Below are 22,961 nucleotides of genomic sequence, written 5' to 3'. Positions count from 1 at the left end.
GGTACGGCGCAGCCCGTAAGGAGAATAAAGGTGTCCCAAGGCGGGGGAGCATCGCTCGAGGTCGTCACCTCGGAAGGGAATCGGAAGCTGATTCCCTTGGAGCGCAATCCCTTGACCCTCGGGCGTTCCGCGGATTGCGATGTAGTGATCGAGGAGACCTTCGTTTCGGGGCTCCACGCCCGGATCGAGCCGGTGGGGGGAAGCTTCGTCGTCAAGGACCTGGGAAGCACCAACGGGACCTGGGTCGATGGCACGCCGGTCAAGGGTCCGCAGCGTCTCTCCCACGGATCGATGGTGGTGCTCGGCCGGCCGGGGAATTACCGCATCCGCTTCCTCTCTCAGCCTCACGACGCGGTCAGGCCCCAAGAATTCGTCACGCCGGTCCCTTCACGCGGCAAACGCGACGAAAGCCTTCAGGAAGTCCTGGAGATCTCCAAGGTCCTCCTTTCCACCCTGGATCTGGAAGAGGTCCTCGGGCGGGTGCTCGAAGCCTGCCTGCGGATCTCTCAAGCGGAGCGCGGTTATCTGTTTCTCCGGCAGGGGAACAACTTGAAGCTGCGCGCGTCGCGCGGCGAAGCCCAGGAGCAGGTCTCCGAGGAGCAGCTGGAATTCAGCCGGAGCATCGCGCTGCGCGTCGCCAAGACGGGGCAGGCGGAGTTCCGGACGAGCCAGCTCGGGCCGGGCGAGCGCGATCAGTCGGCGAGCATCGTGCGCCTGCGGCTGGAGACGATCGGCTGCGTGCCGCTCAAGATCCAGCAGAGAATCATCGGCATCGTCTACATGGACAGCCACCAGCGCTCGGCGCTTCCCGACGCCACGGACCGGGAGGTGCTGGAGGTGCTCGCGGGGCTCGCCGCCGTGGCGATCGAGAACGCCCGGATGGTGAGCGAGCGGGTGCAGAACGAGCGCTGGACGACGATCGGCCGGATGGCGGCGTCGATCGTCCACGACATCCGCAGTCCGCTTGCCGCGCTGCGCGGGACGGCGGAGCTGCTCCGCATGAAGGTCCCGGAGGCGGCGCACAAGGAGAAGCTCAACGTGATCATCGACGAGGTCGATCGCCTGGCGCGCCTTTCCGGGGAGATGCTCGAGTTCTCCTCCGAGGCGCAGCCGCTGAACGTTCAGGCGACCTCGCTGAGCGCCCTGGTCCGGGACTTCCTCAACTCCGTGGCGCCGCGGCTCGAGAAGGAGAAGATCCGGCTCGACGCGCGGCTGGAGGAGTCGGAGGAGCTTCCTCTGGACCGGCAGAAGATGGTCCGGCTTCTTCATAACATCGTCGGGAACGCCGTGGAGGCGATGGAAGGGGGCGGAACGCTCAAGGTCGAGACAGCCTCCGTGGACGGTCACTCGAGGCTCTCGATCTCCGACACGGGACCGGGCATGAACGCCGAGACCGTCGCCCGCGTCTTCGAGCCGTTCTTCACGCAGGGCAAGGAGCGCGGCTCGGGTCTGGGGATGGCGATCGTCCGCCGCATCGTCGAGCAGCATCGGGCGACCATCGACATCGACAGCGCGCCGGGCGCCGGGACGCGCGTGGAGATGCACTTCTTCCCCGCGGATACGACCGACCCTTCGCATTGACACCTTCGATCCCCCTTCGGTAACATCCGCGCCGGCCCGGCCCCCCTTCCTCGCGGAGTCCTCTTTTGAACCGAAGTCTGGACGCCATCTTCCGGCCCTCCTCGGTCGCCGTGATCGGCGCCTCACGGCGCCCGGGCTCGATCGGCAGCGAAATTTTGCACAAGCTGCTCGCCGGCCGATTCCAGGGGGCCGTCTTCCCCGTCAATCCCCATACCCAGGTCCTGCATTCGATGAAGTGCTACCCCTCGGTGAAAGCGATTCCCGATCCGGTCGATCTGGCGGTCATCGTGGTGCCGCGGGACGCCGTGGAAAAGGCGGTCCGGGAATGCCGCGACAAGAAGGTCCGCGGCCTGGTCGTCATCACCGCCGGGTTCCGGGAGGTCGGGGAGAAAGGGGCGAAGCTGGAGGCGAAGGTTCGGGACATGGTGCGCCGCGCCGGCATGAGGATGATCGGGCCGAACTGCATGGGGGTGATCAACACCGACCCGGCCGTCGGGCTCAACGCCACATTCGCGGCGACGGCGCCGACGCGGGGCCTGGCGGGCTTCATGTCGCAGTCGGGGGCACTCGGCGAGATCATCCTGGCCAACGCCCGCCAGGTCAGCCTGGGGATCTCGATGTTCGCCAGCGTTGGGAACAAGGCCGACATCTCGGGCAACGATCTGATCGAATACTGGGAGGACGACCCTTCCGTCGGGGTCATCCTCATGTACCTGGAGAGCTTCGGGAATCCGCGCAAGTTCACGCAGATCGCGCAGCGGGTCACGCGCAAGAAGCCGATCATCGCGGTGAAATCGGGGCGGACCGAGGCGGGCGCCCGGGCGGCGATGTCGCACACCGGGGCGCTGGCGGGCGCGGACCGGGCCAGCTCGACGCTCTTCGATCAATGCGGCGTCCTGCGCGTCGGGACGATCGAGGAGATGTTCACCCTCGCCAGCGCCTTCACGAGCCAGCCGCTGCCGCGCGGCAACCGCGTGGCCATCCTGACGAACGCCGGCGGCCCGGCGATCATGGCCACCGACGCGGCCGTCAACCTCGGGCTGGACCTTGCGCCGCTGGAGGAGAAGACGCGCCGGATCCTCAAGGCGAAGCTCCCGCCGGAGTGCAGCGTCGCGAACCCGGTCGATCTGATCGCCTCCGGTGACGCGCCGCGCTACGAAATCGGGCTGCGGGCGCTGCTTGCCGATTCGACCGTCGACGGCGTGCTCGTGCTCTTCGTGACACCGACGATGATCAACGCCCAGGAGGTGGCCGAGACGATCGTCCGCGTGTCGCGGAAGAACCGGAAGCCGGTCCTGAGCTGCTTCATGGGGAAGGACCGGGGCGAGGAAGGGGTTCAGACCCTTCGGGACAATTCGATTCCGGTCTATCCATACCCGGAGCCGGCGGTGCAGGCGATGGCGGCGATGGATCGCTACCGCCGGATCCGCGAGAAGCCTCGCGGCAAGAAGATCCGGTTCTCGGTCCGCAAGCCGAAGGTCGCCGCGATCCTCAAGGCGGCGCGCCGGGCCGGGCGCCGGCAGCTCTCGTTCGTGGAGGCCGAGCAGGTCCTCTCGGCCTACGGCATGCCGTGGCCCCGGGGACGGGTCGCGACCACCATCGCCGACGCCATCGGAGCGTCGATGGAAGTCGGCTATCCGGTCGTCATGAAGGTCCTGCTCGAGGAGTTCTCCCACAAGACCGAGGTGGGAGGGGTGCGGGTCGATCTGCGCAACGGAGACGAGGTCGGGCGGGCCTACGAAGAGATGGCACGGCGCCTCAAGCGGAAGTCCCTGCCCGTCCTCATCCAGAAACTGGTCCGGGGCGGGCGGGAAGTCATCCTCGGCTCGTTTCAGGACCGCCAGTTCGGAACGCTGCTCATGTTCGGGCTCGGCGGGATCTTCGTGGAGGCGATGAAGGACGTGGCCTTTCGGATCCACCCGATCACCGATCTCGACGCGCGGGAGATGATCGCGTCGATCCGCGGCTACCCGCTGCTCGAGGGATTCCGGGGGGAGAAAGGGGTGAACCGGAAGCTCCTGGCGGAGATGCTGCTGAGACTCTCGCAGCTGCTGAGCGACTTCCCCGCCATCGAGCAGGTCGACGTCAATCCCTTCATCGCCGGCTCGGGGCGCGACGACTCGTTCGCCGTCGACGCGCGGATCTCTCTGCTGCCCGCCTGAACCACGTCTTCGTGAGAATTTGACTCCCCCCCTCCCCGCTGACATAATCGCGAGGATCTGCGTCATCCCATTGAGCCGTAAGGATCAGAGCGCCATGCCCTCGCCCTTCCGTCACACCACCATCCTCTGCGTTCGACATCATAATGAAGTGGCCATGGCCGGGGACGGGCAGGTCACGCTGGGTCAGACGGTCCTGAAGCACGGCGCGCGGAAGATCCGGAAGCTCCTCGACGGGAAGATTCTGGCCGGCTTCGCGGGCTCGGCCGCGGACGCCTTTTCGCTTTTCACCAAATTCGAAGCCAAGCTGGAGGAGTACCGGGGGAACCTGGAGCGGGCCTCGGTGGAGCTGGTGAAGGACTGGCGGACCGATCGGGTCCTGCGGCGGCTGGAGGCGCACCTCGTGGTCGCCAACACCGGCCACTCCTATCTCCTCTCGGGAACGGGCGACCTGATCGAGCCCGACGACGGCCTCATCGCCATCGGATCAGGCGGGCCGATGGCGCTCGCGGCGGCGCGCGCGCTGGCGTCGCATTCGACGCTTCCGGCGCGGGAGATCGCCCGGGAGGCGATGATGATCGCCTCCACCCTGGACATCTACACGAACGACTCCATCTGCGTGGAGTCCCTCTGAGCGGGGTGGGTCCGATGGTGTACTACATGCCGGGACTGGTCGAGACGACGTTCGACCCGAGCGCCGAGCTGACGCCCCGCCAGGTCGTCGTGGAGCTGGACAAATACATAGTGGGGCAGAAGGCCGCGAAGCGCGCCGTCGCTATCGCGCTGCGCAACCGGATGCGCCGCCTGAAGCTTCCCGCCGAGATGGCGGAGGAAGTCGCCCCCAAGAACATCATCATGATCGGCCCCACCGGGGTGGGGAAGACGGAGATCGCCCGGCGGCTCGCCCGCCTGACCCGCTCCCCCTTCGTCAAGGTCGAGGCCTCGAAGTACACGGAAGTCGGCTACGTGGGGCGGGACGTCGAGTCGATGGTCCGGGACCTCGTGGAGCTGGCGGTGGAGATGGTTCGCGGGGAGAAGGCGGCCGAAGTGCGGCAGCGCGCGGCCCGCAACGTGGAGGAGCGGCTGCTGGATCTGCTGTTGCCTCCGCTCGACCGGCCCGCCGCGGGCGCTGCGGCCCCCCAGCCCGTCCCGGAATCGATGGAGCAGCACGAAAGGACGCGCGAGAAGCTGCGACAGCAGCTGATCGGCGGCTCGCTCGAGGGCCGGCTCCTGGAAGTGGAGGTGCGCCAGAGCTCCTTTCCGGCGATGCGGCTCTTCACGAGCGCCGGAATGGAGGAGATGGACATCAACCTCAAGGAGATGATGCCGGGACTGTTCGGGACCCGCGGGCGGAAGCGGCGCATGACCGTCGCCGAGGCCCGCGAGCACCTCCTCCGCGAAGAAGAAGACAAGCTGATCGATCCTGACGTGGTGGCGCGCCAGGCGATCACCCGCGCGGAGCAATCGGGAATCATCTTCATCGACGAGATCGACAAGATCGCGGGCCGGGAGGGGGGGCGCGGCCCGGAGGTCAGCCGGGAGGGGGTCCAGCGCGATTTGCTGCCCATCGTCGAAGGAACCTCCGCCGTCACCAAGTACGGCATCGTCCGCACGAACCACATCCTGTTCATCGCGTCCGGCGCCTTTCACGTCAGCAAGCCCGCGGACCTGATCCCCGAGCTCCAGGGACGCTTCCCGATACGCGTCGAGCTGGAATCGCTGGTCGAGGCCGACTTCGTCCGGATCCTCAAAGAACCGCGTAATGCCCTCACCCGGCAATACGTCGCCCTCCTGGAGACCGAGGGAATCCGCCTGCGCTTCACGGACGACGCGCTCCAGACGATCGCGCACTACGCTGCCGAGGTGAACGAGCGATCCGAGAACATCGGGGCGCGCAGGCTGCACACGATCATGGAGAAGCTCCTGGACGAGATCTCGTTTGAGGGAAGCGAGCTCGAACAGAAGGAGATCACCATCGACGCGGACTACGTCCGGCGGATGCTCTCCGAAGTGGTCAAGGACCAGGATTTGAGCCGCTACATCCTCTGACTCTTCCTCCTTGTGTCAGACGCGGGAGCCTGACCGCCGCATGAGCCTTCCCGAGCGTTCCCGGACGCCAGGTCGCAAGCTTTGGACGCCGGTCGCGAGAGTGGTTCTCTCGGCCGGCCTTCTCGCGGCGCTGGCTTGCGGGAAGAAGGGGCCGCCTCTCGCCCCGCTTCTCAAAGGCCCCGACCGGGTTTCCTCGCTGGCGTGCAAGCAGCAGGGCGAGGAAGTCCTCCTGACCGCCGTCCTTCCCGACAAGAACCAGGATGGCGGGCCATTGGCGCCGATCCAGGAGGTCCGGATCTTCCGGCTGGAAGGGGGCCTGGGGCAGGGACTCACGAGTGGCAGGACGGCCCAGCGGACGGCTATCCGCCAGTTCAATCGCGAATCGAAGCGGATCGCCACGCTGTCCGGGGAGGTCCTGGGCAAGGCGATGGCGGGGCGCCGGGTCGCTTATACCGATCCGCACCCGCTGACCGTGGCCATCCCCGAGAAGGGGCGGGAGGTCACCTACGCGATGACGGTGGTCGACGTCGAGAAGCACTCTTCTCCTCTCTCCTTGCTGGTGACGCTCCGCATCCTGCCGCCGCCGCTGCCGCCGGACAACGTGAGATCGGAGGTTTCCGAAAGGAAGATTCGGATCAGCTGGGAGCCTCCGGCCCGCGCAGCGGACCAGGAAACGATCCTCTACAATCTCTATCGGACGGAGGCGGCAGGAACGATCCCCGAGAGGCCGAGGAACGAAAAGCCCCTGCAACAGCCGTTCTACGATGACGAGGAATTCCTCTTCGGGAAGAGCTATACCTACGTCGTCCGGTCGGTGATGTCCGGGAAAGCCTTCGTCGAAAGCCGGGACTCGACGCCGCTTTCGGTGACGCCCCAGGACGTCTATCCGCCGGCGCCTCCGACGGGGCTCGCCGTTTCCGCGGAGAATGGAACGATCAAGTTGTATTGGTTTCCCAACAGCGAACCCGATCTGGCGGGGTATCGCATCTATCGCTCGCAGCAGGAGGCCGGGGAATTCGAGGCGATCGCCAGCGTCGGGCCGGCGGAATCGACCTACGGCGACGCCACCCCGCAGCCGGGGGTCAAGTACTATTACGCCCTCACCGCGCTGGACCGGAGCGTTCCTCCCAACGAGAGCGCCCGCTCGGAGGTGCACGGCGACCGGCTGCCGCCGGCGGGATCGAAGCCCGGCAAGAAGGCGCCCGCGAAGCCCTGAGGAGAAGGCGATGGAATTCTTCAAGATGTCGGGAGGAGGCAACGATTTCATCGTCGTGGACAACCGATCCGTTCAGGTCCAAAGCGAGGCGATGCCGGATCTGGTGAGGCGGATCAGCGTCCGCGCCCTCTCGGTGGGGGCGGACGGCGTCATTTTCATCGAGTCCTCCCGCGTCGCCGATTTTCGGGCGACCTTCTTCAACCCGGACGGCCAGACCACTTTCTGCGGCAACGGCGGCCGCTGCGCCTCGCGGCTTGGCTACCTCATGGGGGCGGTCGGTCCGAGGATGAGGGTGGAGACCATCAAGATGGTGCACGACGCCACCATCGAGGGGGAAAGAGTCCAGTTCGCGATGCCGCCGGCGGCGCGCTTCCGTCCCGATCTGAAGTTGAAGCTGGACGACCAGGTCCTGGAAGGCGCTTTCATTGACACCGGCGTCCCGCACGTCGTCGTGTTCCGTGACGTCCCGCACACCGTGTCGATCAACGAGATCGGCCGCAAGCTGCGATTCCATCCCGAGCTCGGCCCGGAAGGGGCCAATGCGAATTTCGTCATGGTGGTGGACGAGCACACTCTCGCCGTCCGAACGTACGAGAGAGGTGTGGAAGGAGAGACGCTTTCCTGCGGCACGGGCTGCGTCGCGGCGGCGCTGGTGACGACTTCCCTGGGGATGACGCGATCGCCGGTGGCCTGCTGGACGCGCTCCGGCGTGACCCTGTCCGTGCATTTCCGGGGGTCCCCCGGGGCTTTCTCCCACATCGTCCTTGAAGGGGACGCCCGCCTGATCTATCAAGGAAACTTGAGCAGCGAGGCGACGCGTGGATTCGATCCCCCTCGCAAAGGCTGACGGGGCTTGGGCCGGGAGGGAAGATTGCTGGGTGAAGAAGGGAAACGCGTTCTCTGGAGAATCCTCCGGCTGACTGCGGGATGGTCTCTCATCGCCGTCGGCGTAGTGGGTCTTTTCCTGCCCATTCTCCAGGGGTTCCTGTTCATCTTCTCCGGGCTCGCGATTCTCAGCACGGAGAGCCCATGGGCTCGCAAGCTCCTCGAAAAGCTCAAGGCCTGGCGGAAGAATTGGCGTAAGAGGAAAACCGAGAGCCTTCCGCCGGAGCCCTAAACCCCGCCAAAACGCCGGGACCGCCTCAAATCACGCCATTCTGGCCCCTGCAGCGGTCATCCCCGGCATGTCGATTCTGCCATCGGCCTCCCATCCTCTCCGCCGGCCGCCGCCGGCCGGGCCGCCGGACTCAAACCAAGCCTTTTTGTTTTAATAAGTTAACTTTTCGTCAAGAGGTCTGCGGGTCGTTTTCAGCAGGTGAAAAGGGGTCCTTCCTTGGTCGGAATCCGGGTGGCAGGCGATTTGCTGTTCCCCTTCGCCATTGGAGGTGCGACGACATGTGGAAAACGCTGCTTCCCTATGCGACCTCGTACGATGAATACATCAATCCAGACGAGGACACCCGTCTCGAAGCCTTGATCTCCGATCCCGATTCCCTCAAACAGGAGAACTCGGTCATTCGGAAGGAGACCCTCGAGGTCCTCAAGAAGGCGCTCAGGGACCTGCCTTCCAGGGAGCGGTACATCCTGGAGCGACGGTTCGGGATCGTGGACGACGTGGAGATGACCCTCGGGGCCATCGCCCACATCCTGAAGCTCAGCAAAGAGAGAGTGAGGCAGCTGGAGAGAGACGCCTTGGCCAAACTGCGGGCTACCTTGGCCGGGATGCGACGGGACCTTTTGATCTCCTGATTCTTCAACGTGCTTGTAAGAAATTCCTCCTCGCCCCCCTTTTCGGCCCGCTTCGTCCCCCCCACGAGGCGGGCCGAAAAAAATCGTTGACAATCTTGGAAGGACCGGCGTAAAGTTCGCCGGTTCAAACGCATGGATGATTCACACCTCACCGTAGCAAGGCATACGGTTGGCCGGTTTCCTCGTGCGCCCGGAGGCGGAAGGCGGTCGTGAGTCGGCACTGGAAGGATACGGATTCCTCGATCGTCTTATCGTCGAGCCGCTCCATCCTGCCGTCCTTCTCGGCCGCGCCATGTCGCATCGGCCGTGAGCGGTTCGGCTGCAGCGGAGGCCGCAGAAGCCGTACCCGGTGTTGGGTTTTCGCTGTATGATGAAGGATAAGATTCGAGTTCAGGGGGTGGGTGTCATCTTGAGAAAAGCGGTGTGGGTCGGTCTCTGCGTCTGCCTGGTCGCGACCGGCCTGGGCTGTCAGAAATTGAAAGCCCGCATCTTGATGCGCGACGCGAACAATCTCTATCGCTCCGAGAAATACCTGGATGCGATCCAAAAGTATGATCAAGTGATCGCCATCGATCCTTGGTGGGCCGAGGCCTACCGCAACTCAGGACTTGCCTATCTCGCCCTCTACCAGCCGGGCTCCCTGCACAAGAAAGACGTCGAATACTCTGAAAAGGCCATCATCAAGCTCCGCCGCTATCTTCAGTTCGTTCCGAACGACGAGCGGACCGAGGACCTGATGATGGACACCTATCTGAAGACCCAGCGCTACGAGGAGGCGGCGAGCTTCTACAAGGAGAAGCTCAAGGCGGATCCCAAGAACAGCCGGATCCTGCAGAGCATCGGGATGATCTACGCCAAGGCCACGAATTTCGAGGAGGCCCGGAAATGGTTCCGCGCCCGTGCCGAGGCGGATCCCAAGAACCACGAGGCCTGGTATTCCCTGGGAGTCCTTTGCTGGGAGCGCGCCTACAAGGGCACCGATCTCCTGGTGGAGGAGAAGAGATCCCTGATCGACGAGGGAATGAAAGCGCTCCAAAAGGCCGTTGAGCTGAAGACCGATTATTTCGAGGCTTACAGCTACATCAACCTGCTGTGGAGGCAGAAGGCCCTCACCGAGATCGATCCCGAAGAAGCCATGAAAGACATCCAGCAAGCCGACGTCAACATGAAGAAAGCGCTTGAGCTGCGCAAAGAGCAGATGAAGAAGGGCGCCTGATCCCAGGCGCCGGCGAGGCACGAGCTTGTTCAGCCAGATGATCGTCTCCAGCAAGGAGAAAAAAACGAAGCGAGGGTGGTTCTTCGCCCCCCTTTCGGTCGCGCTGCATCTGGTCGCTCTGGGCGGGATCCTTTTCGCCGCCTCCCTGGCGGTCGACACGATTCCCGAGCCTCCCATCGTCATCACGTTCCAGGCCGCGGCTCCGCCTCCCCCGCCTCCTCCGCCGCCCCCTCCTCCGAAGCGCGGCGCGAAGAAGCCGGACGAGGTGAAGCCGGTCGAAGTGAAGCCCATCATCCCCGACACGATCGTCCAGCCCATCGAGGTTCCGAAGGAGCTGCCGAAGCCCATCGAGACGCCCGACGAGGGGGATCAGGGCGATGACGGCGGCGTGGAAGGCGGCGTGGAAGGGGGCGTGGTCGGCGGCGTCGTGGGCGGCGTCGTGGGGGGCGTCATCGGCGGGGTCCTGGGAGGCGTGCCGGGAGGGGTGCCCGGCGGCATGCTCGAGCAACCTCTCTACGCCGGGTTCGGAGGCGTGTCGAACCCGGAGATCATCGAATCCAGCCACATCAAGCCGACCTATCCCGAGCTGGCGCGGCGGGCGAAGGTCAGCGGCAAGGTCATCCTCCAGGCCGTCATCCGTAAGGACGGGACGGTCGGGGACGTCACCGTGCTCCAGAGCCCTGGGGCCAAGCTGGGTTTCGACGACGCGGCAGTCGCCGCCGTCAAGCAATGGCGCTATAAGCCGGGGCTCCAAAATGGAAAACCGGTGGATGTTTACTTTACGATAGTGGTCGAGTTTTATTTGTCGCAATAGGCTTGTCGCAATAAGATTGAGTCTCATCCAGGATTCAGGAGGCTAGCAACATGGAATTTGGAATGGTAGCGCTTTGGAACAATATGGGCGCCGTGGCCAAGGGCGTCGTCATCGTCCTGGCCTTGATGTCCATCTGGACCGTCAAGGTCAGCATCGATCGCTTCCTGCTCTTCCGGAAGGCCAGGAAGGAGTCCATCGACTTCCTGCCTCTCGCGACGCAGTGCCTGAAGAACAACAAGCTGCGGGAAGCCGTCGAGCTGGCCAAGAAGTACCGGAGGAGCCATCTCTCGCGGGTCATCGCGGCCGGCCTGCAGGAGATGCAGTCCGAATCGGAGGAAGGCGTGGAGGGAGGCCTGATGCTCGACGCGGTCCGGCGCTCCATGGATCGCGAAATGATTCTGGTGTCCACGGACCTGAAGAAAGGGATCTCGTCGCTGGCGACGATCGGCACGACCGCCCCCTTCATCGGCCTGTTCGGGACCGTGTACGGGATCATTCACGCCTTTCAATCGATGGCGACGAGCGGATCCGGAGGATTGGCGTCCGTGTCCGCGGGAATCGCCGAGGCGCTCGTCACCACGGCGTTCGGACTCTTCGTGGCCATTCCCGCGGTATGGATTTTCAACATCTTCACGGGCCGGGTCGATTATTTCGTTCTCGAGATGAACAATTCGTCCTCGGAGATGATCGACTTCTTCATCAAGAAGCAGAACGTCCCGGTGCGCGGCCAGGGAATGGGCGCTCATGCAGGTCGGTAGCGGCGGAGCGGGGGAAGTCAAATCGGACATCAACGTCACTCCGTTGGTGGACGTCTGCCTGGTCCTCCTGATCATCTTCATGGTCGTGACCCCGATGCTCCAGAAGGGCGTCCACATCTCCCTGCCGCCGGCGGCCGCGAGCGAGAAGAAGCCGGATGGCGCGAACACGCTCACGGTGTCGATCGACGCCAAGAAGCAGATCTACATCGATCGCGACGCCGTCCCGAAGGAGAACTTCCTCGCCGCCATGCAGGAGATTCACGAGCGCAGCGCCGAGAAGACGATCTACATCAAGGCCGACAAGATGCTGAAGTACGGGGACGTGAAGGAAGTGATGCTGATGTGCAACGACGCAGGCTTCGATCACGTCGGACTGCTGACCGAGCCGAGGGCCGAGGCGGAATCGAAGTCGGTCGGCCAGAAGAAGTAAGCAAAGGAGGAGAGAGCCAGCCATGGCAATGAGCTTGGGGGGGTCGGCCGTCAAATCGGAAATCAACGTCACCCCCCTGGTGGACGTGGTCCTGGTGCTCCTGATTATCTTCATGGTGGTCACGCCCCTTCTCCAGAAGGGATTCGACATGGAGATTCCCCAGGAGACCAAGGAGATTTTCCCTCCGGATCCGACCAAGCTGCAGCTCATCCTCACGGTCCGGGGTGATTCCCGCTTGTTCCTGAACAAGACCGAGGTGCAGCGCCAGAATCTCGGTGACGAGGTCACCAAGGCGATCACCGGTCACAAGGACAAGGTCATGTTCATCCAGGCCGACGGCGGTCTGGATTACGGCTACGTCGTGTCTCTCATGGACATCTGCCGGGCCGCCGGGATCGAGAACGTGGCCTTGATCACCAAGGAGAACCTGAACCTGGACGAAACGGAAGCGGGTCCTTGAGGCGAGCGCCGGGATCTTCCCGCCTCGCCTCCGACCGCTCCGGCGCCGACCCTCCATTCCGGACACCGCCTGCTCGAAACACCTCGTTGAACCCGTCCTCCTCTCGTGATATACGGACTGTGATTTCCCGCTCTGAGCGCCTCCGCGCCGCGAGCGGAGAAGGACAGGAGCCCGCGTCGTGACCCGTGAAGCCAGGCCGGCTCAAGGACCGGAAGAAAAAAGCGAGACCTCCTCGCCCGTGCTCGGCGTCGCTCAGTGGGAGGAGCCCGGGGTCGCCCAATCGCTGGCCGACGCCTGGGAGGGCCGCCGCCATCGAAGGCGCTGGAGCAACGAGCGCTACCGGATGGTCCTGCTGCTCGAGAAGAACCTCGCTCCCGGCGACGAGCTGGTCGAGGTCGGATGCGGCCCCGGCTTCTACGTGCCGAGCTATCTCGCCAGGGTCGGCGCGCCGAGCGTGCACCTCGTCGATCAGTCCTCGCAGATGCTCACGCACTGCAAGCGACAGTACCCGTCGCTGCGATCCGAGAACCTCCATCAAGGCTCGATCTACGACCTGCCCTTCGCCGACGGCCGGTTCGACGCCGTCGTGAACTGCGACGTCCTCATGCACATCCCCAATTACCGGAAGGCTCTCGCGGAGCTCTACCGGATCTGCAATCCCGCGGGCGGCCGAATCTTCCTTCGGGTGAATCTCACGGACGGCCCGACGTACGGCGATCTGCCGCGCGGCGATCGGCCCGATCCGAACTACATCTACTGGATCGCGTACGGCCGCCAGGAATTTCACGAGTCGCTGCGCGAGTTCGAGGTCTCCGTCGCGCTCATCGATCGCATCTGCCGAAAGCCCCTCAAACGAGGCGGGGATCCCTTCATCGCCGATGCCGCGATCGTGGTCTTGACCCGGGGCCGGGCGCGCCGGTCTCTCCGGACCGGCACGCTCCTCGGCCATCTCTTTTCAAAGGTCTTTGGAAAGGGGGCCTGACGCCCCGTGAAGCCGCTCAAAGTCCATCTCGTGGGAATCTGCGGCACCGGCATGGGCTCGCTGGCCGGCCTCCTCGCCGAAAGCGGGCACCAGGTGCGCGGCTCCGACGAGAACGTCTATCAGCCGATCTCGGGGATGCTGGAGCGGCTGGGCGTGCCGGTGATGCTCGGCTACAAGCCCGCGAATCTCGATTGGGGTCCGGATCTCGTCATCATCGGCAACATCGTCTCGAAGGCCAATCCCGAGGCTGAGGAAGTCGCGCGACGCGGGCTCGCCGTCAAGAGTTTTCCGCAGGCCGTGGAGGATCTCTTCCTGGCGGATCGGCATTCGGTCGTCGTCGTCGGCACTCACGGGAAGACCACGACGTCGGCCCTGATGGCCTGGGTGCTGCATGCGGCGGGCCGGGATCCCTCCTGGCTGGTCGGGGGTGTGCTGCGCGGCCAGGATCGGAGCTACCGCCTCGGGAGAGGGCCGCATTTCGTCATCGAAGGGGACGAATACGAGACCTCCTACTTCGACAAGGGCTCGAAGTTCCTCCATTACCGCCCCCGCACCGCGATCCTGACGAGCGTGGAGTTCGATCACGCCGAGATGTTCCGCGATCTGTCCGCGGTCCAGGAAGCCTTCTCCGCCTTCATCGCGCTGATTCCTCCGGAGGGGGTCCTGGTCTATTGCGCCGGCGATCCGAACGTCCGGGCGCTCGCGGGGAAGTGCTGCGGCAAGCGCGTCGACTACGCCGTGTCGGAGAAGGCCCTCTGGATCGGCAGGACGCGCAAGGCGACGCCGGAGGGAATCCTCTTCGACGTCTTCCGGGGAAACGAGCGCTACGCCTCGTTCACCTCCCCGTTGACTGGCAATCACAACCTCGAGAACATCCTGGGGGTCACCGCGGCGGCGGCCGAGCTCGGGCTCGGTCCCGAGGAGATCGGGAAAGGGCTGTCGAGCTTTCCAGGGGTGAAGCGGCGGCAGGAGATTCGCGGCGAGGAGCGCGGCGTCGTCGTGGTGGACGATTTCGCCCACCATCCTACCGCGGTGCGGGGTACGATCGCCGCCCTGGCCGAGCGGTTCGCGGGGAACCGCCTCTGGGCGGTGTTCGAGCCGCGCACCAATACGTCGCGCAGGTCGGTTTTCCAGGGAGAGTACGCCGAGGCGTTCGACATGGCGGACGAGATCGTCATCGCGTCGGTGGATCACCCGGAGCGGGTTCCGGAAGGAGAGCGATTCTCGGTGGAGCGGCTGGTGGAGGATCTCAAGGACCGGGGACTGTCCGCCCGTCACGTTCCCGAAGTCGACTCGATCGTCCGGCTCATCGCCGCGGAAGCCCGGGACGGGGACGTCGTATTGATCATGTCCAACGGGGCCTTCGGAGGGATTCACGACCGCCTGCTGGCGGCGCTGCGCGCGGGCCGGGAAGGTCCGCGCTAGGGTCTAGTTCCTCGCCAGGCGGACCGAGGTGGCCAGGTTCTTGCCGTCGATCTCCGAGGCCGTGAGCTGAGCCGTCGCCCGCTTCCCCCGCCAGATCCAGACCTTCTGCACCTTGTTCTGTTCCTGACGGACTTCGGTGACGTATCCGGCGCCCAACGCCGGGGTCAGGAAGCGCAGGGCCTGGCTCGACGTCAGCGATGAAGCCCCCGACGGGAACATGAGCTCGTACGCATCGATCTGGCGGTCTCCGGTGAAGTCGACCTGCAGGCCGCGAATCCAGCCCAGATAGGGATTGTCGAAGAGGAACAGGCAGCGGCCGCGGCCGTCGCCGCCCACCGGCCGGCGCGCCGTCCCGCAGAGCGGATCCACCGGCCGCGCTCCGTGAGGAAGATGACCGAAGAAGTCCTTGGGGGTCCGGGTCAGATCGAAGATTCCATAACGATCGGGACGAAACGCGGTCGTCGAGAAGCCCGGAACGACGACGGTCGCGGCGCCCCTCGTTCGCAGGTCGGCCTGGCTGTAGAACGCGATGCCTCCGCGATCGGCCGATTCGAGCCGGACGAGCATGTCGGGGAAGCTGTCGCTGTTGACGTCCCCGGTGGAGATGCTGCGAAGCCGCACCGAGCTTCCGCCGGGGCCCTCGATCAAGTCTCCGAACAGGATCCGATCTCCTTCCAGTATCTCCACCATCACCCGTTCCGCCCCCTCCGAGGGACTCCGGTTGTCGGGAATGACCACATTCCGGGCGCGGATGATCTCCGCGATCCCGTCTCCGTTCAGATCGAAGGAGGCCTCCGTCGCGGTCGAGGCCCAGTCGGGATCGCCGTCCCGGGGCCGCAAGATCGGGACCGGCTCGCCGGGCACGAACATCGAGCCCCGCAGCAGCAGCCGCCGCGCCTGCACCGGCTCCCAGCCTTCCGCGGGCACGGCGCCGAGAAAAAGGACGGAGAGGCTGCCCGTCGCCGGGTCGCGGTCGAGCCGCGGATAGGCCTCCCCCGGCTCGCTCCAGAGAATCAGACGGTTGAAGATATAGCCGATTCCTTGCGCCGGTCGCCCGGCGGAGAGGAACAGCAGGGCCAGGGCGAGAAAGCGCGCGCATCGCCGGATCATGGATTCATTCTAATCCAGATCCGGCCGGGCGGCCGCGCGCGCGACGTCAGCGCTTCAACTCGATCTCGATCTTCGACTTGTCGGGAGAGACGCTGATCGTTCCGCTGGAAGCCTGCAGGGACACCCCGCCGCCGGTCAGCTTGAACGAGCCTCGAAAGGTCCGGGAGCCGGGCTCGAGAGCCAGGGGGGCGAAATCGGTCTCCATGAGGAGGTCCTCGGCGGGGACGAAGACGGTCACGAGCTTGATGTCGAACGGACCGTTCCCGAGGCCGACGAGCACCGGGACCCCGCTGGCGGAGAACGTTCCCTCGCCGAAGGCGAGCCGCAGCAGCCGGCGGTGGATGGCCCGGCCGGCGTCGATGGGCTGGACGTTGAGCGGATCGAAGCCTCTCACTTCCACCGGCCCGTCGGGCGGTTTCAGCTCGATCCGGATCCCCGGCTGTTTCATGAAATTCTCGGCCGCCAGCTTCCGTTCGGCGCCGAGGCGGGCGGTCTTCTCCTGGATGATTCGGAAGAGGCTGTCGTAGTCGAGATCCTTCTTGGCGCGCGCCAGCGCCGCCGCGGCGACTCCCGGCGGCATCGAGAGGTTGTCGGCGAGAATCTCATCGAGGTACTTGTCCGAGCTCAGCGCCGCGGTCTTCCAGTCGGCGCCCAGGCGATCCAGGAGAAGGCCCAGGGCCATTCCCGTGGCGTAGGCGCGGCTCCGGATGGTCGCGGCGTCCGAGGAGAAGCGGAGGAGACGCGACAGGTAGTCGGAGACTCTCAGCTCGGGAGCGACGGAGAATCCGAGGCTGTAAGGGTCGCCGGAACCGAAGCCGCTCAGCCCGGCCGTCGCCTTGCGCGCCTCCTCCAGCAGGCGCACTTCAACGTAAGTGGGGAGGCCCTCCTGATACTCGATGCCGCGCTCCGCATGGAGAAACTCCGCGCCGAGGGACTTCTGCCGCGCCGCGCGAACGGCGAGGAACGCGCGCAGCCGATCCGGGTCGGGAGCATCGTCGAAACGGACCAGCTGGAACAGGATCATCTGCTCCATCTGGGCGAGCGCCAGGTTTTCGGCGTTCAGATCGGGATAGCGGAGAAGGAGCGCTTCGACCGCTCCTTTGCCCGGCTTGCCGGCCTTGGCTTGATGCGCGTGGAACGCTTCATGGAACACGAGCGCGATGAACCGGAGCGAGGGAGCCTCGGCTTCGGAAGGAGCGGTCGAGAAGCCGATGCAGGCCGTGGGCAATCCCCCCAATTCGATGCTGGTATTGGCGTTGAACCGCGCGTCCCTGCCGAACTTCGCGAAGACCGCCCCGAGCAGCGGGACCTTTCCTTCCAGTCTCTGGAAATCGGCGGGCGGCGCCGGGTGGTTCACCAGAAAAGCGACTCGCCCCGCTTCGTATATCAACAGAGGCGTCTTCTCCAGTCCCCAGCCGGGCCAGATTCTCTCCGCGGCGGCCCGGGAGAGAACCAGGGCTTCGCCGATTCGATCCAGGAAGAGACGGTCCGCCGCCGAGACCGGCCCCGCCGCCGGCTCGGCAGGAGCGGCGGGCAGCCGCGTCCAGGTCAGGGAGATGCCGGCGAGCGCCAGGCCGATAAGAGCGCGGGAAAAAAAGAAACCGCGGCGGGGCGCGGAAAAACGGGCGTTGTTCATGGGAGCCTCCCCCGGAGAAGCGCCATTCTAGAAAGAGCGGGCGGTGGAATCAAACCGTGATACGATGACCCACCATCCCGCGTCAGGAGAGTGCCCATGAGTCCCTTCCGCCTCACGGGCCCAATTCTGCTGTTCTGGCTCGCCGCCTACGCGGCCTCCTTCGCCGGGGACCCGGCACCCCCGGCGGAAAAGCCGGCGGCGCCCGGCGCCCAGCGCGAGCGCGTCAATCTGTTCCTCATCAACGTCGTGGTCACCGACCGGAAAGGCCGGTCGGTGGATGACCTTCGTCCGGAGGAGTTCCGCCTCTGGGTGGACGGCAAGCCCCACGCGATCAACTCTGTCGAGCTCCACTGGACGGCGCCGCCACCGGCGACGGGAACGGCTCCGCCGCCCTCTCCCGCGGCGGGGCGACCAGGCAGTCAGGTTCCGGCCTTCGCGACACCTTCCTCCCGCACCTTCGTGTTCCTGCTCGACGGCCTGAACTGCGAGCACGGCCTTGGTCCGCGTCCGATCGAAGCGGTGCGCGAGTTTCTCCGCAAGCGCCTCCTCCCCGGCGACGACGTGATGATCGCCGGGCTGGGGAAAGAGCTCAAGATCTATCAGGAGCTCACCTTCGACGCTTCCCTGATGTTGAAAGCGATGGACGCCATCGAGGCCGATCTCGCTATCCGGAACGCCGGAGAGAATCGAGCGCTGCAAAACTTTCGAGCCCTTGAAAGAGAGGCCGAGGTAAGTCGGGAGTACGGTATGGAACCCAAGGACGTTCGCCGATTGGCCGAGCAGTATGCCGATGAGGATCGGAAGCGCGCTCTCAAAACTCTCGGGGCGCTTCGAGCCATCGTGACGTCTCTTCATTCGCAGCCGGGTAGGAAGGACCTCTTCTTTCTGACGGATGGATTTCCGACCGACGCCGAGGCGCTGTATGGCGCTCCCGGAGACTATAACTCGCGTGACGCCAACGGAACGGCGATTCCATCTTCACCGCGATTGGATTCGGACATCTTGAAACTCGCCCGGGAGGCAGGGACCGACCAGGTCGCGATTCATACCGTCAATACGCAGGGAATGCCTCATGGTGTCTCGATGATTCAAAAAGCGCCTCGTCCGATTACTTCATCCCATGCAAGCGCTTCCGGGCCTGCTCCCGTGGAGCTCATCGAAAAATCCGCCTCGGAGACTCTTGCATCGTTCGCCATCGGAACCGGAGGCCTGGCCTATCGGGGAAACAACGACTTTCTTCCCGCGCTGGAGCGGGTCGAAAGAGAGACCCACGCCGGTTACGTCGTGTCCTACGTCCCCGGGAGCGGTCCCGACGGGCGGCTTCACGCCATCCGGGTGGACGTGACGCGCAAAGGCGCCAGGGTCCGCGCGAAAGAAGGATTCCTCTACATGACCGAGGAGCAGGTTCAAGAGAGGCTGCTGTTCTCGGCTTTCATGTCCCCCGAGCTCTACCACGATTTCCCCGTCTCGATGGAGGCCCTGGCCTATTTCGGCCGGGACGGCGTCCCCGCGACGGAGTTCGCCATCGGCGTTCCCGATCGGATGTTGCTCTTCCTGCCCGACGGCCGGAGCTTCGTCGCGCGGCTGGAAGCCGGTCTCACGCTCCAGCAGGGCAAGAGCCGGATCGCCGATCAGTTCAACCGGAAGGTGGAGGTGCGCCTCGATCCGGGCGAGTGGGCGTCCCACGATCAGCTCTCGCTGGTCGCGAAACGGGACGTGCCGCCGGGCGACTACGAGGCGGTCGTGGTGGTCCGCGATCTCGGCACCGGCAACGTCGGGGCTCGGCGCCTGCCGGTCCGCGTGCCGAATCTGAGCCGGGATCGTATCGCCATGAGCTCGCTGATCCTGTCGGATCCCGACAAGCGGGCCCGGCGGGTCGACCTGGAGCCGGAGACGATCGGGGACGCGAGCTTGGTCGTCCCCTCGGCCGACCGAATCTTTCGGCGCGACGGCCAGATTGCCGCGTCCTGCACCGTCTATCATCCCATGCGGGAGCAGACGACCCGGGAAGCCGCTTTCCAAGTGAAGGGGCTTCTCCGCAAAGGAGCGGTCACGCTCAAGGAATTCCCGGCGTCCACCCACCGGTTCACGGCCGATCAGGCGGCCGACTCGATTCCCGTCAGCCTCCCGGTCTCGCTGGCCGACTTCGAGCCGGGGATCTACACGCTGGAGGTCCAGGTCGTCGACACGGTAGGGAAGAACGGCATCGCCCAAAGCGTCGACTTCATGGTGCGATGAACGCTCTGGGTTTCAGATGCCTCCCGAACCAGGCCAGCGTGTCCTTGAGCATGGCGGCGGTGAATTCGTGGCCCGCCGGATAGACGCGCCGCACCAGGCTGCCTCGCGCTCCCAGGAGCCGGTAGACTCTTCCCGCTTCACGATGCGCCTCGGCCACGCCCGGCAGCGGAGAGCCCGCGTCCTCGTCCCCGCTGAGGCTCAGGAACGGGCGCGGGGCGATGAGAGAGACAATCTGACCGACCTCCGCGACGCCTAGAATCCCGGGCACGTAGAAATAGATCCCATGGCGGTTCAAGGCCTCCGCTTCGATGAGAGCCCGGTAAGTGGTGAGGCCGCACGCCCCGGCCGCAGCCCGAATCCTCGGATCGAGCGCCGCCAGCCACCACGCCTTGGTGCTCCCCATCGAGAAGCCGAAGCAGCCGATCCGGCGCGCATCCACTTCACTGCGGCTCTCCAGATAATCGAGCGCCGACCTCTCGTCCTCCAGCATCATGCCCCACAAGGTGCGGCCCTGCAGCAGAAAGCTCTTGGCGACGGCGTTCTCGTCGGCGCGACGCTCGCCGAAGCACCAGGCGTCGATGCCGAGCACGCAGAAGCCCGCGCGGGCCAGGATCGGACCGATGGCCGGCATCCTGCCCTTGCCCTCGAGAATCTCCCCTTTTCCCCACGCGTAATCGTGCGCGTGGTTGTGGCAGTAAAGGAGCGCGGGAGAAGGTCCTGCGACGTGCGGGCGAAGAAAAAGGGCCGGGATTCTGAGGCGTTTCGCCGAGTTGAAGGAAACCTGCTCGATGGTGAAGCCGAGCCTTTCCTCCCGCCGCGTCACCCGGGGGGAGAGCGGAGCGGCCGGAAACGTCGGCCCGAGGACCTTCCGGATCGCCTTCCGCAGCCGCGGCGCCTCGCGACGCACCCACTCGGCCCGCGTCACGCGCCGCCTCCCGCCGCGCGGCGCTCGACGCGGGCCAGCGTCACTTTTTGCTGGCGATCGACGATCTCCACGCGCAGCGCCGGATCCTCCTGCAGCTCACGCAACCCTCGTTCCTCGAGAAGACAGTAAAGGCCCCTCCTCTCGCGCAGCCGCTCATCCAGGAGGGCGCGCTCCTTCACCCACGGCACCCGGTTCTGCGTGTAGAAGAAAAGGGAGTTGTGGAAATTGCGATACGCCACGACGACGTTTCCTTCTTCGGTGAGGCGCACGGCTTCGGCGGAGAGGCGGACCAAGGAGGCCTTCTCCCGGACGTTTCCGAGGCTGAAGAGAATCAGCATCGTCAGGCACACCACCGTCCCGCCGGCGCAGGCGGGGAACAGCATTCCGAACCTCCGCCGGAACGCTAGGAAGCCGAGAAGCACGGCCGTTCCGGCGAGACCGGCGGCGAGGGGGATCTGCGCCGCAAGCTGCTCCGGCGCTTCGCGGCGGCACCACGCGTAGATGGCGGCGGCGAGGACGGGAAAGAGCAGGAGCAGGAAGCCGACCGCCGCCCGGCGCGGCCAACCGCCGCCTTTCTCGATGACCTCTCCCCATCCCCACGCCGCAAGCAGGGCGAGCGCGGGGAAGCAGGGCAGGAGGTAGGAAGGAAGCTTGGATCCCGCCAGGGAGAAGAACAACAGCGGCATGAGAATCCACAGGAGCAGAAAGCCGAGGGCCCGCCCTTGGCGCCAGTCCTTCCCGGCGGCCTTGGCCGCCGCGAAGGGGAGCAGGGCGCCCCAGGGGAACGTCCCGAGGATCAGGACGGGAAGGTAGTAATAAACCGGGCCGGGATGGTGGTGGACCGTGGTCAGGTACCGGTCCACGTTGCGGTTGATGATGAAGTCGTCCCAGAATCGGCGCCCGTGGCGCAGCGAGACGGTGAGGTACCAGGGACCCGCCACGAGAAGAAAGCAAAGCAACCCGCTGATCCAGGGGATCCGCCCGAGCTCGCGCCACCGTCCCGAAGCCGCCAGGTAGGCGCCTCCCACCAGCGCCGGGAGCACCATCCCGACCGGCCCTTTCGCCAGGACCGCTCCCCCGGCTGCGGCAAAAGCGACGCGGTACCAGAACGCCGGCCGGCCCAGGCCTTCGGCGGCGCAGTAAAACGCGGCCAGCGCCAGCGTGACGCAGAAAGTGAGCGGCAGATCCACCACGGCCGTCCGCGAAAACCAGAAATACTCCAGCGACGTGGCCAGGAGCACGGCGCTGCGCCAGGCCGTCCTCGAGTCGAACAGGCTCGTCCCGAATGCGTAGGTCAGGAGGACGCCGGCGGCGCCGAAGAGCGCCGGGGCAAGGCGGGCGGCGAGTTCTCCCGGGCCGATCGCATGGAAGAAGATCAGCGAGACCCAGTAATAGAGGATGGGCTTGTCGAACCAGGGCTCTCCGGCCAGGGTCGGAGTCACCCAGTCGCCGCGCTCCATCATCTCGCGCAAGGCCTCCGCATTCTTGGGCTCGTCCTTTCCCATGAAAGGAATCGTGCCGGCATGAAGCAGAGAGAGCCAGGCGCAGAGAAGCACGAGGAGGGCGAACGGAAGGATCGGCCGACCGCGAGGGCGGTCCGGGGCGGAGGTCACCCCCTTAGGGCCTGGGAGCTCGCCGCGACCAGAATCCGCCGCGGCCGCGCGCCCTCGGCCGGCGCGGGGACGCGTTTCGCCGTCCTTTCGCGGAAGCGCAGGCGGTCGCCGGCCGCCATCCTCTTGCGGCGGGGGACGGAAACGACGTGCCGGTGCCACAGCTCCAGGGAGAGCAGGGTATAGAGGCGCCGATCGAATTCTCCGCGCGTCGAGCCCTGATGCGGGATTTTCCGGTAGAAAGGGCGCTTCTTCAGGGAAGTAACCTGGGCTGCGGCCCAACTCCGGAGCTCTTTCTCGAGCCAGAGCTGGATGGGGACGATGAGGCCCTTCTTGTCCTTGCGATCGATGATCGAATCCGGCACGAGCCCGCGCGCCACCTTCCGCAGGATCACCTTCTGCTCCATGTCCCGGATCTTCAGCTCCGGGGGAAGCTGAAACGCCAGCTCCACGATGCGATGGTCGAGGAAGGGCGTGCGGTTCTCCAGCCCCCACGCCGCCGCGGCCCGGTCGTTCATGGTGATCAGGCTGGGAAGCGATATCTCGATGTCGGCCCGGCCGATCTGGTCGACCAGATGGGTGTGGCGGCCGAAGGCGTCGCGG

Annotated in this window: 21 protein-coding genes; 16 read left to right on the top strand and 5 right to left on the bottom strand. The window is 65.4% G+C overall.

The genetic code is table 11. The features are described from left to right. Positions 1-30 precede the first annotated feature (30 nt). From VGR67_09050 to mpl, 15 genes are all read left to right on the top strand, one after another. Positions 31-1,581, top strand: coding sequence for an ATP-binding protein (locus tag VGR67_09050; GenBank protein HEV8336549.1), 1,551 nt, complete (start codon positions 31-33; stop codon positions 1,579-1,581). Between the two features lie 65 nt (positions 1,582-1,646). After that, on the top strand, positions 1,647-3,743 hold the full coding sequence (locus VGR67_09045; protein ID HEV8336548.1) for an acetate--CoA ligase family protein: 2,097 nt from the start codon (positions 1,647-1,649) through the stop codon (positions 3,741-3,743). A 94-nt stretch (positions 3,744-3,837) separates the two neighbouring features. Further along, the gene (gene hslV / locus VGR67_09040; protein HEV8336547.1) at positions 3,838-4,374 is read left to right on the top strand and encodes an ATP-dependent protease subunit HslV; all 537 of its coding nucleotides are present in this window, start codon (positions 3,838-3,840) and stop codon (positions 4,372-4,374) included. A 14-nt stretch (positions 4,375-4,388) separates the two neighbouring features. Further along, positions 4,389-5,789, top strand: a complete 1,401-nt coding sequence (gene hslU, locus VGR67_09035; GenBank protein ID HEV8336546.1) for an ATP-dependent protease ATPase subunit HslU — start codon at positions 4,389-4,391, stop codon at positions 5,787-5,789. 40 nt (positions 5,790-5,829) lie between these two features. Beyond that, on the top strand, positions 5,830-7,005 hold the full coding sequence (locus VGR67_09030) for a hypothetical protein (GenBank protein ID HEV8336545.1): 1,176 nt from the start codon (positions 5,830-5,832) through the stop codon (positions 7,003-7,005). Positions 7,006-7,015: 10 nt separating this feature from the next. Then, a complete protein-coding gene (gene dapF, locus VGR67_09025) occupies positions 7,016-7,852 on the top strand; it encodes a diaminopimelate epimerase (GenBank protein ID HEV8336544.1) in 837 nt (278 codons plus the stop codon). Positions 7,853-7,876: 24 nt separating this feature from the next. Beyond that, a complete protein-coding gene (locus VGR67_09020) occupies positions 7,877-8,122 on the top strand; it encodes a PGPGW domain-containing protein (GenBank protein ID HEV8336543.1) in 246 nt (81 codons plus the stop codon). Between the two features lie 278 nt (positions 8,123-8,400). Then, on the top strand, positions 8,401-8,754 hold the full coding sequence (locus VGR67_09015; GenBank protein ID HEV8336542.1) for a sigma-70 family RNA polymerase sigma factor: 354 nt from the start codon (positions 8,401-8,403) through the stop codon (positions 8,752-8,754). 409 nt (positions 8,755-9,163) lie between these two features. After that, on the top strand, positions 9,164-9,970 hold the full coding sequence (locus tag VGR67_09010; GenBank protein HEV8336541.1) for a tetratricopeptide repeat protein: 807 nt from the start codon (positions 9,164-9,166) through the stop codon (positions 9,968-9,970). A 25-nt stretch (positions 9,971-9,995) separates the two neighbouring features. After that, positions 9,996-10,784: a TonB family protein gene (locus VGR67_09005; protein HEV8336540.1), complete on the top strand. Its 789-nt coding sequence runs from the start codon at positions 9,996-9,998 to the stop codon at positions 10,782-10,784. A gap of 50 nt (positions 10,785-10,834) precedes the next feature. Beyond that, positions 10,835-11,542 (top strand): MotA/TolQ/ExbB proton channel family protein, encoded by a 708-nt coding sequence (locus VGR67_09000; protein ID HEV8336539.1) that lies wholly within the window; start codon positions 10,835-10,837, stop codon positions 11,540-11,542. Then, on the top strand, positions 11,529-11,972 hold the full coding sequence (locus VGR67_08995; protein HEV8336538.1) for a biopolymer transporter ExbD: 444 nt from the start codon (positions 11,529-11,531) through the stop codon (positions 11,970-11,972). The genes VGR67_09000 and VGR67_08995 overlap by 14 nt, the downstream gene beginning before the upstream one ends. Positions 11,973-11,994: 22 nt before the next feature. Continuing rightward, positions 11,995-12,432 carry a biopolymer transporter ExbD gene (locus VGR67_08990; GenBank protein HEV8336537.1) on the top strand — a complete coding sequence of 146 codons (438 nt, stop codon included), beginning with the start codon at positions 11,995-11,997 and terminating at the stop codon, positions 12,430-12,432. Between the two features lie 178 nt (positions 12,433-12,610). Next, positions 12,611-13,414, top strand: coding sequence for a class I SAM-dependent methyltransferase (locus VGR67_08985; protein HEV8336536.1), 804 nt, complete (start codon positions 12,611-12,613; stop codon positions 13,412-13,414). Between the two features lie 6 nt (positions 13,415-13,420). Next, a complete protein-coding gene (gene mpl / locus VGR67_08980; GenBank protein HEV8336535.1) occupies positions 13,421-14,839 on the top strand; it encodes a UDP-N-acetylmuramate:L-alanyl-gamma-D-glutamyl-meso-diaminopimelate ligase in 1,419 nt (472 codons plus the stop codon). A gap of 3 nt (positions 14,840-14,842) precedes the next feature. Here the strand turns inward: mpl and VGR67_08975 are convergent, their stop codons facing one another. Further along, positions 14,843-15,949, bottom strand: coding sequence for a hypothetical protein (locus tag VGR67_08975; protein ID HEV8336534.1), 1,107 nt, complete (start codon positions 15,947-15,949; stop codon positions 14,843-14,845). Positions 15,950-15,995: 46 nt separating this feature from the next. Next, the gene (locus VGR67_08970) at positions 15,996-17,585 is read right to left on the bottom strand and encodes a hypothetical protein (GenBank protein ID HEV8336533.1); all 1,590 of its coding nucleotides are present in this window, start codon (positions 17,583-17,585) and stop codon (positions 15,996-15,998) included. Between the two features lie 96 nt (positions 17,586-17,681). Here VGR67_08970 and VGR67_08965 point away from each other — a divergent pair, with 96 nt between their 5' ends. Further along, positions 17,682-19,823: a VWA domain-containing protein gene (locus VGR67_08965; protein ID HEV8336532.1), complete on the top strand. Its 2,142-nt coding sequence runs from the start codon at positions 17,682-17,684 to the stop codon at positions 19,821-19,823. On the opposite strand, the gene VGR67_08960 is transcribed toward VGR67_08965, so the two are convergent. The 3 genes from VGR67_08960 to VGR67_08950 all read right to left on the bottom strand — a co-directional run. Continuing rightward, positions 19,810-20,748: a dienelactone hydrolase family protein gene (locus VGR67_08960; protein ID HEV8336531.1), complete on the bottom strand. Its 939-nt coding sequence runs from the start codon at positions 20,746-20,748 to the stop codon at positions 19,810-19,812. The two genes, VGR67_08965 and VGR67_08960, sit on opposite strands and share 14 nt — an antisense overlap. Next, positions 20,745-22,253: a glycosyltransferase family 39 protein gene (locus tag VGR67_08955; GenBank protein ID HEV8336530.1), complete on the bottom strand. Its 1,509-nt coding sequence runs from the start codon at positions 22,251-22,253 to the stop codon at positions 20,745-20,747. Before VGR67_08955 ends, VGR67_08960 begins: the two co-directional genes overlap by 4 nt. Positions 22,254-22,357: 104 nt before the next feature. Further along, on the bottom strand, positions 22,358-22,961 hold a 604-nt coding region (locus tag VGR67_08950), incomplete at its 5' end, for an asparagine synthase-related protein (protein ID HEV8336529.1).

It is taken from the genome of Candidatus Polarisedimenticolia bacterium (assembly GCA_036004685.1).
Classification (GTDB): Bacteria; Acidobacteriota; Polarisedimenticolia; order Gp22-AA2; family AA152; genus DASYRE01.
The sequence above is the reverse complement of the archived record's forward strand: the minus strand, read 5'-3'. Positions and strand labels throughout refer to the sequence as shown.

What these genes read in the sequence shown, in the direction of transcription:
- hslV (HEV8336547.1), top strand. Translation starts at nt 3,838, where the DNA reads ATGCCCTCGCCCTTCCGTCACACCACCATCCTCTGCGTTCGACATCAT.
- hslU (HEV8336546.1), top strand. Translation starts at nt 4,389, where the DNA reads ATGGTGTACTACATGCCGGGACTGGTCGAGACGACGTTCGACCCGAGC.
- VGR67_09030 (HEV8336545.1), top strand. Translation starts at nt 5,830, where the DNA reads ATGAGCCTTCCCGAGCGTTCCCGGACGCCAGGTCGCAAGCTTTGGACG.
- dapF (HEV8336544.1), top strand. Translation starts at nt 7,016, where the DNA reads ATGGAATTCTTCAAGATGTCGGGAGGAGGCAACGATTTCATCGTCGTG.
- VGR67_09015 (HEV8336542.1), top strand. Translation starts at nt 8,401, where the DNA reads ATGTGGAAAACGCTGCTTCCCTATGCGACCTCGTACGATGAATACATC.
- VGR67_09000 (HEV8336539.1), top strand. Translation starts at nt 10,835, where the DNA reads ATGGAATTTGGAATGGTAGCGCTTTGGAACAATATGGGCGCCGTGGCC.
- VGR67_08995 (HEV8336538.1), top strand. Translation starts at nt 11,529, where the DNA reads ATGCAGGTCGGTAGCGGCGGAGCGGGGGAAGTCAAATCGGACATCAAC.
- VGR67_08990 (HEV8336537.1), top strand. Translation starts at nt 11,995, where the DNA reads ATGGCAATGAGCTTGGGGGGGTCGGCCGTCAAATCGGAAATCAACGTC.
- VGR67_08975 (HEV8336534.1), bottom strand. Translation starts at nt 15,949, where the DNA reads ATGATCCGGCGATGCGCGCGCTTTCTCGCCCTGGCCCTGCTGTTCCTC.
- VGR67_08970 (HEV8336533.1), bottom strand. Translation starts at nt 17,585, where the DNA reads ATGAACAACGCCCGTTTTTCCGCGCCCCGCCGCGGTTTCTTTTTTTCC.
- VGR67_08965 (HEV8336532.1), top strand. Translation starts at nt 17,682, where the DNA reads ATGAGTCCCTTCCGCCTCACGGGCCCAATTCTGCTGTTCTGGCTCGCC.
- VGR67_08955 (HEV8336530.1), bottom strand. Translation starts at nt 22,253, where the DNA reads ATGGGAAAGGACGAGCCCAAGAATGCGGAGGCCTTGCGCGAGATGATG.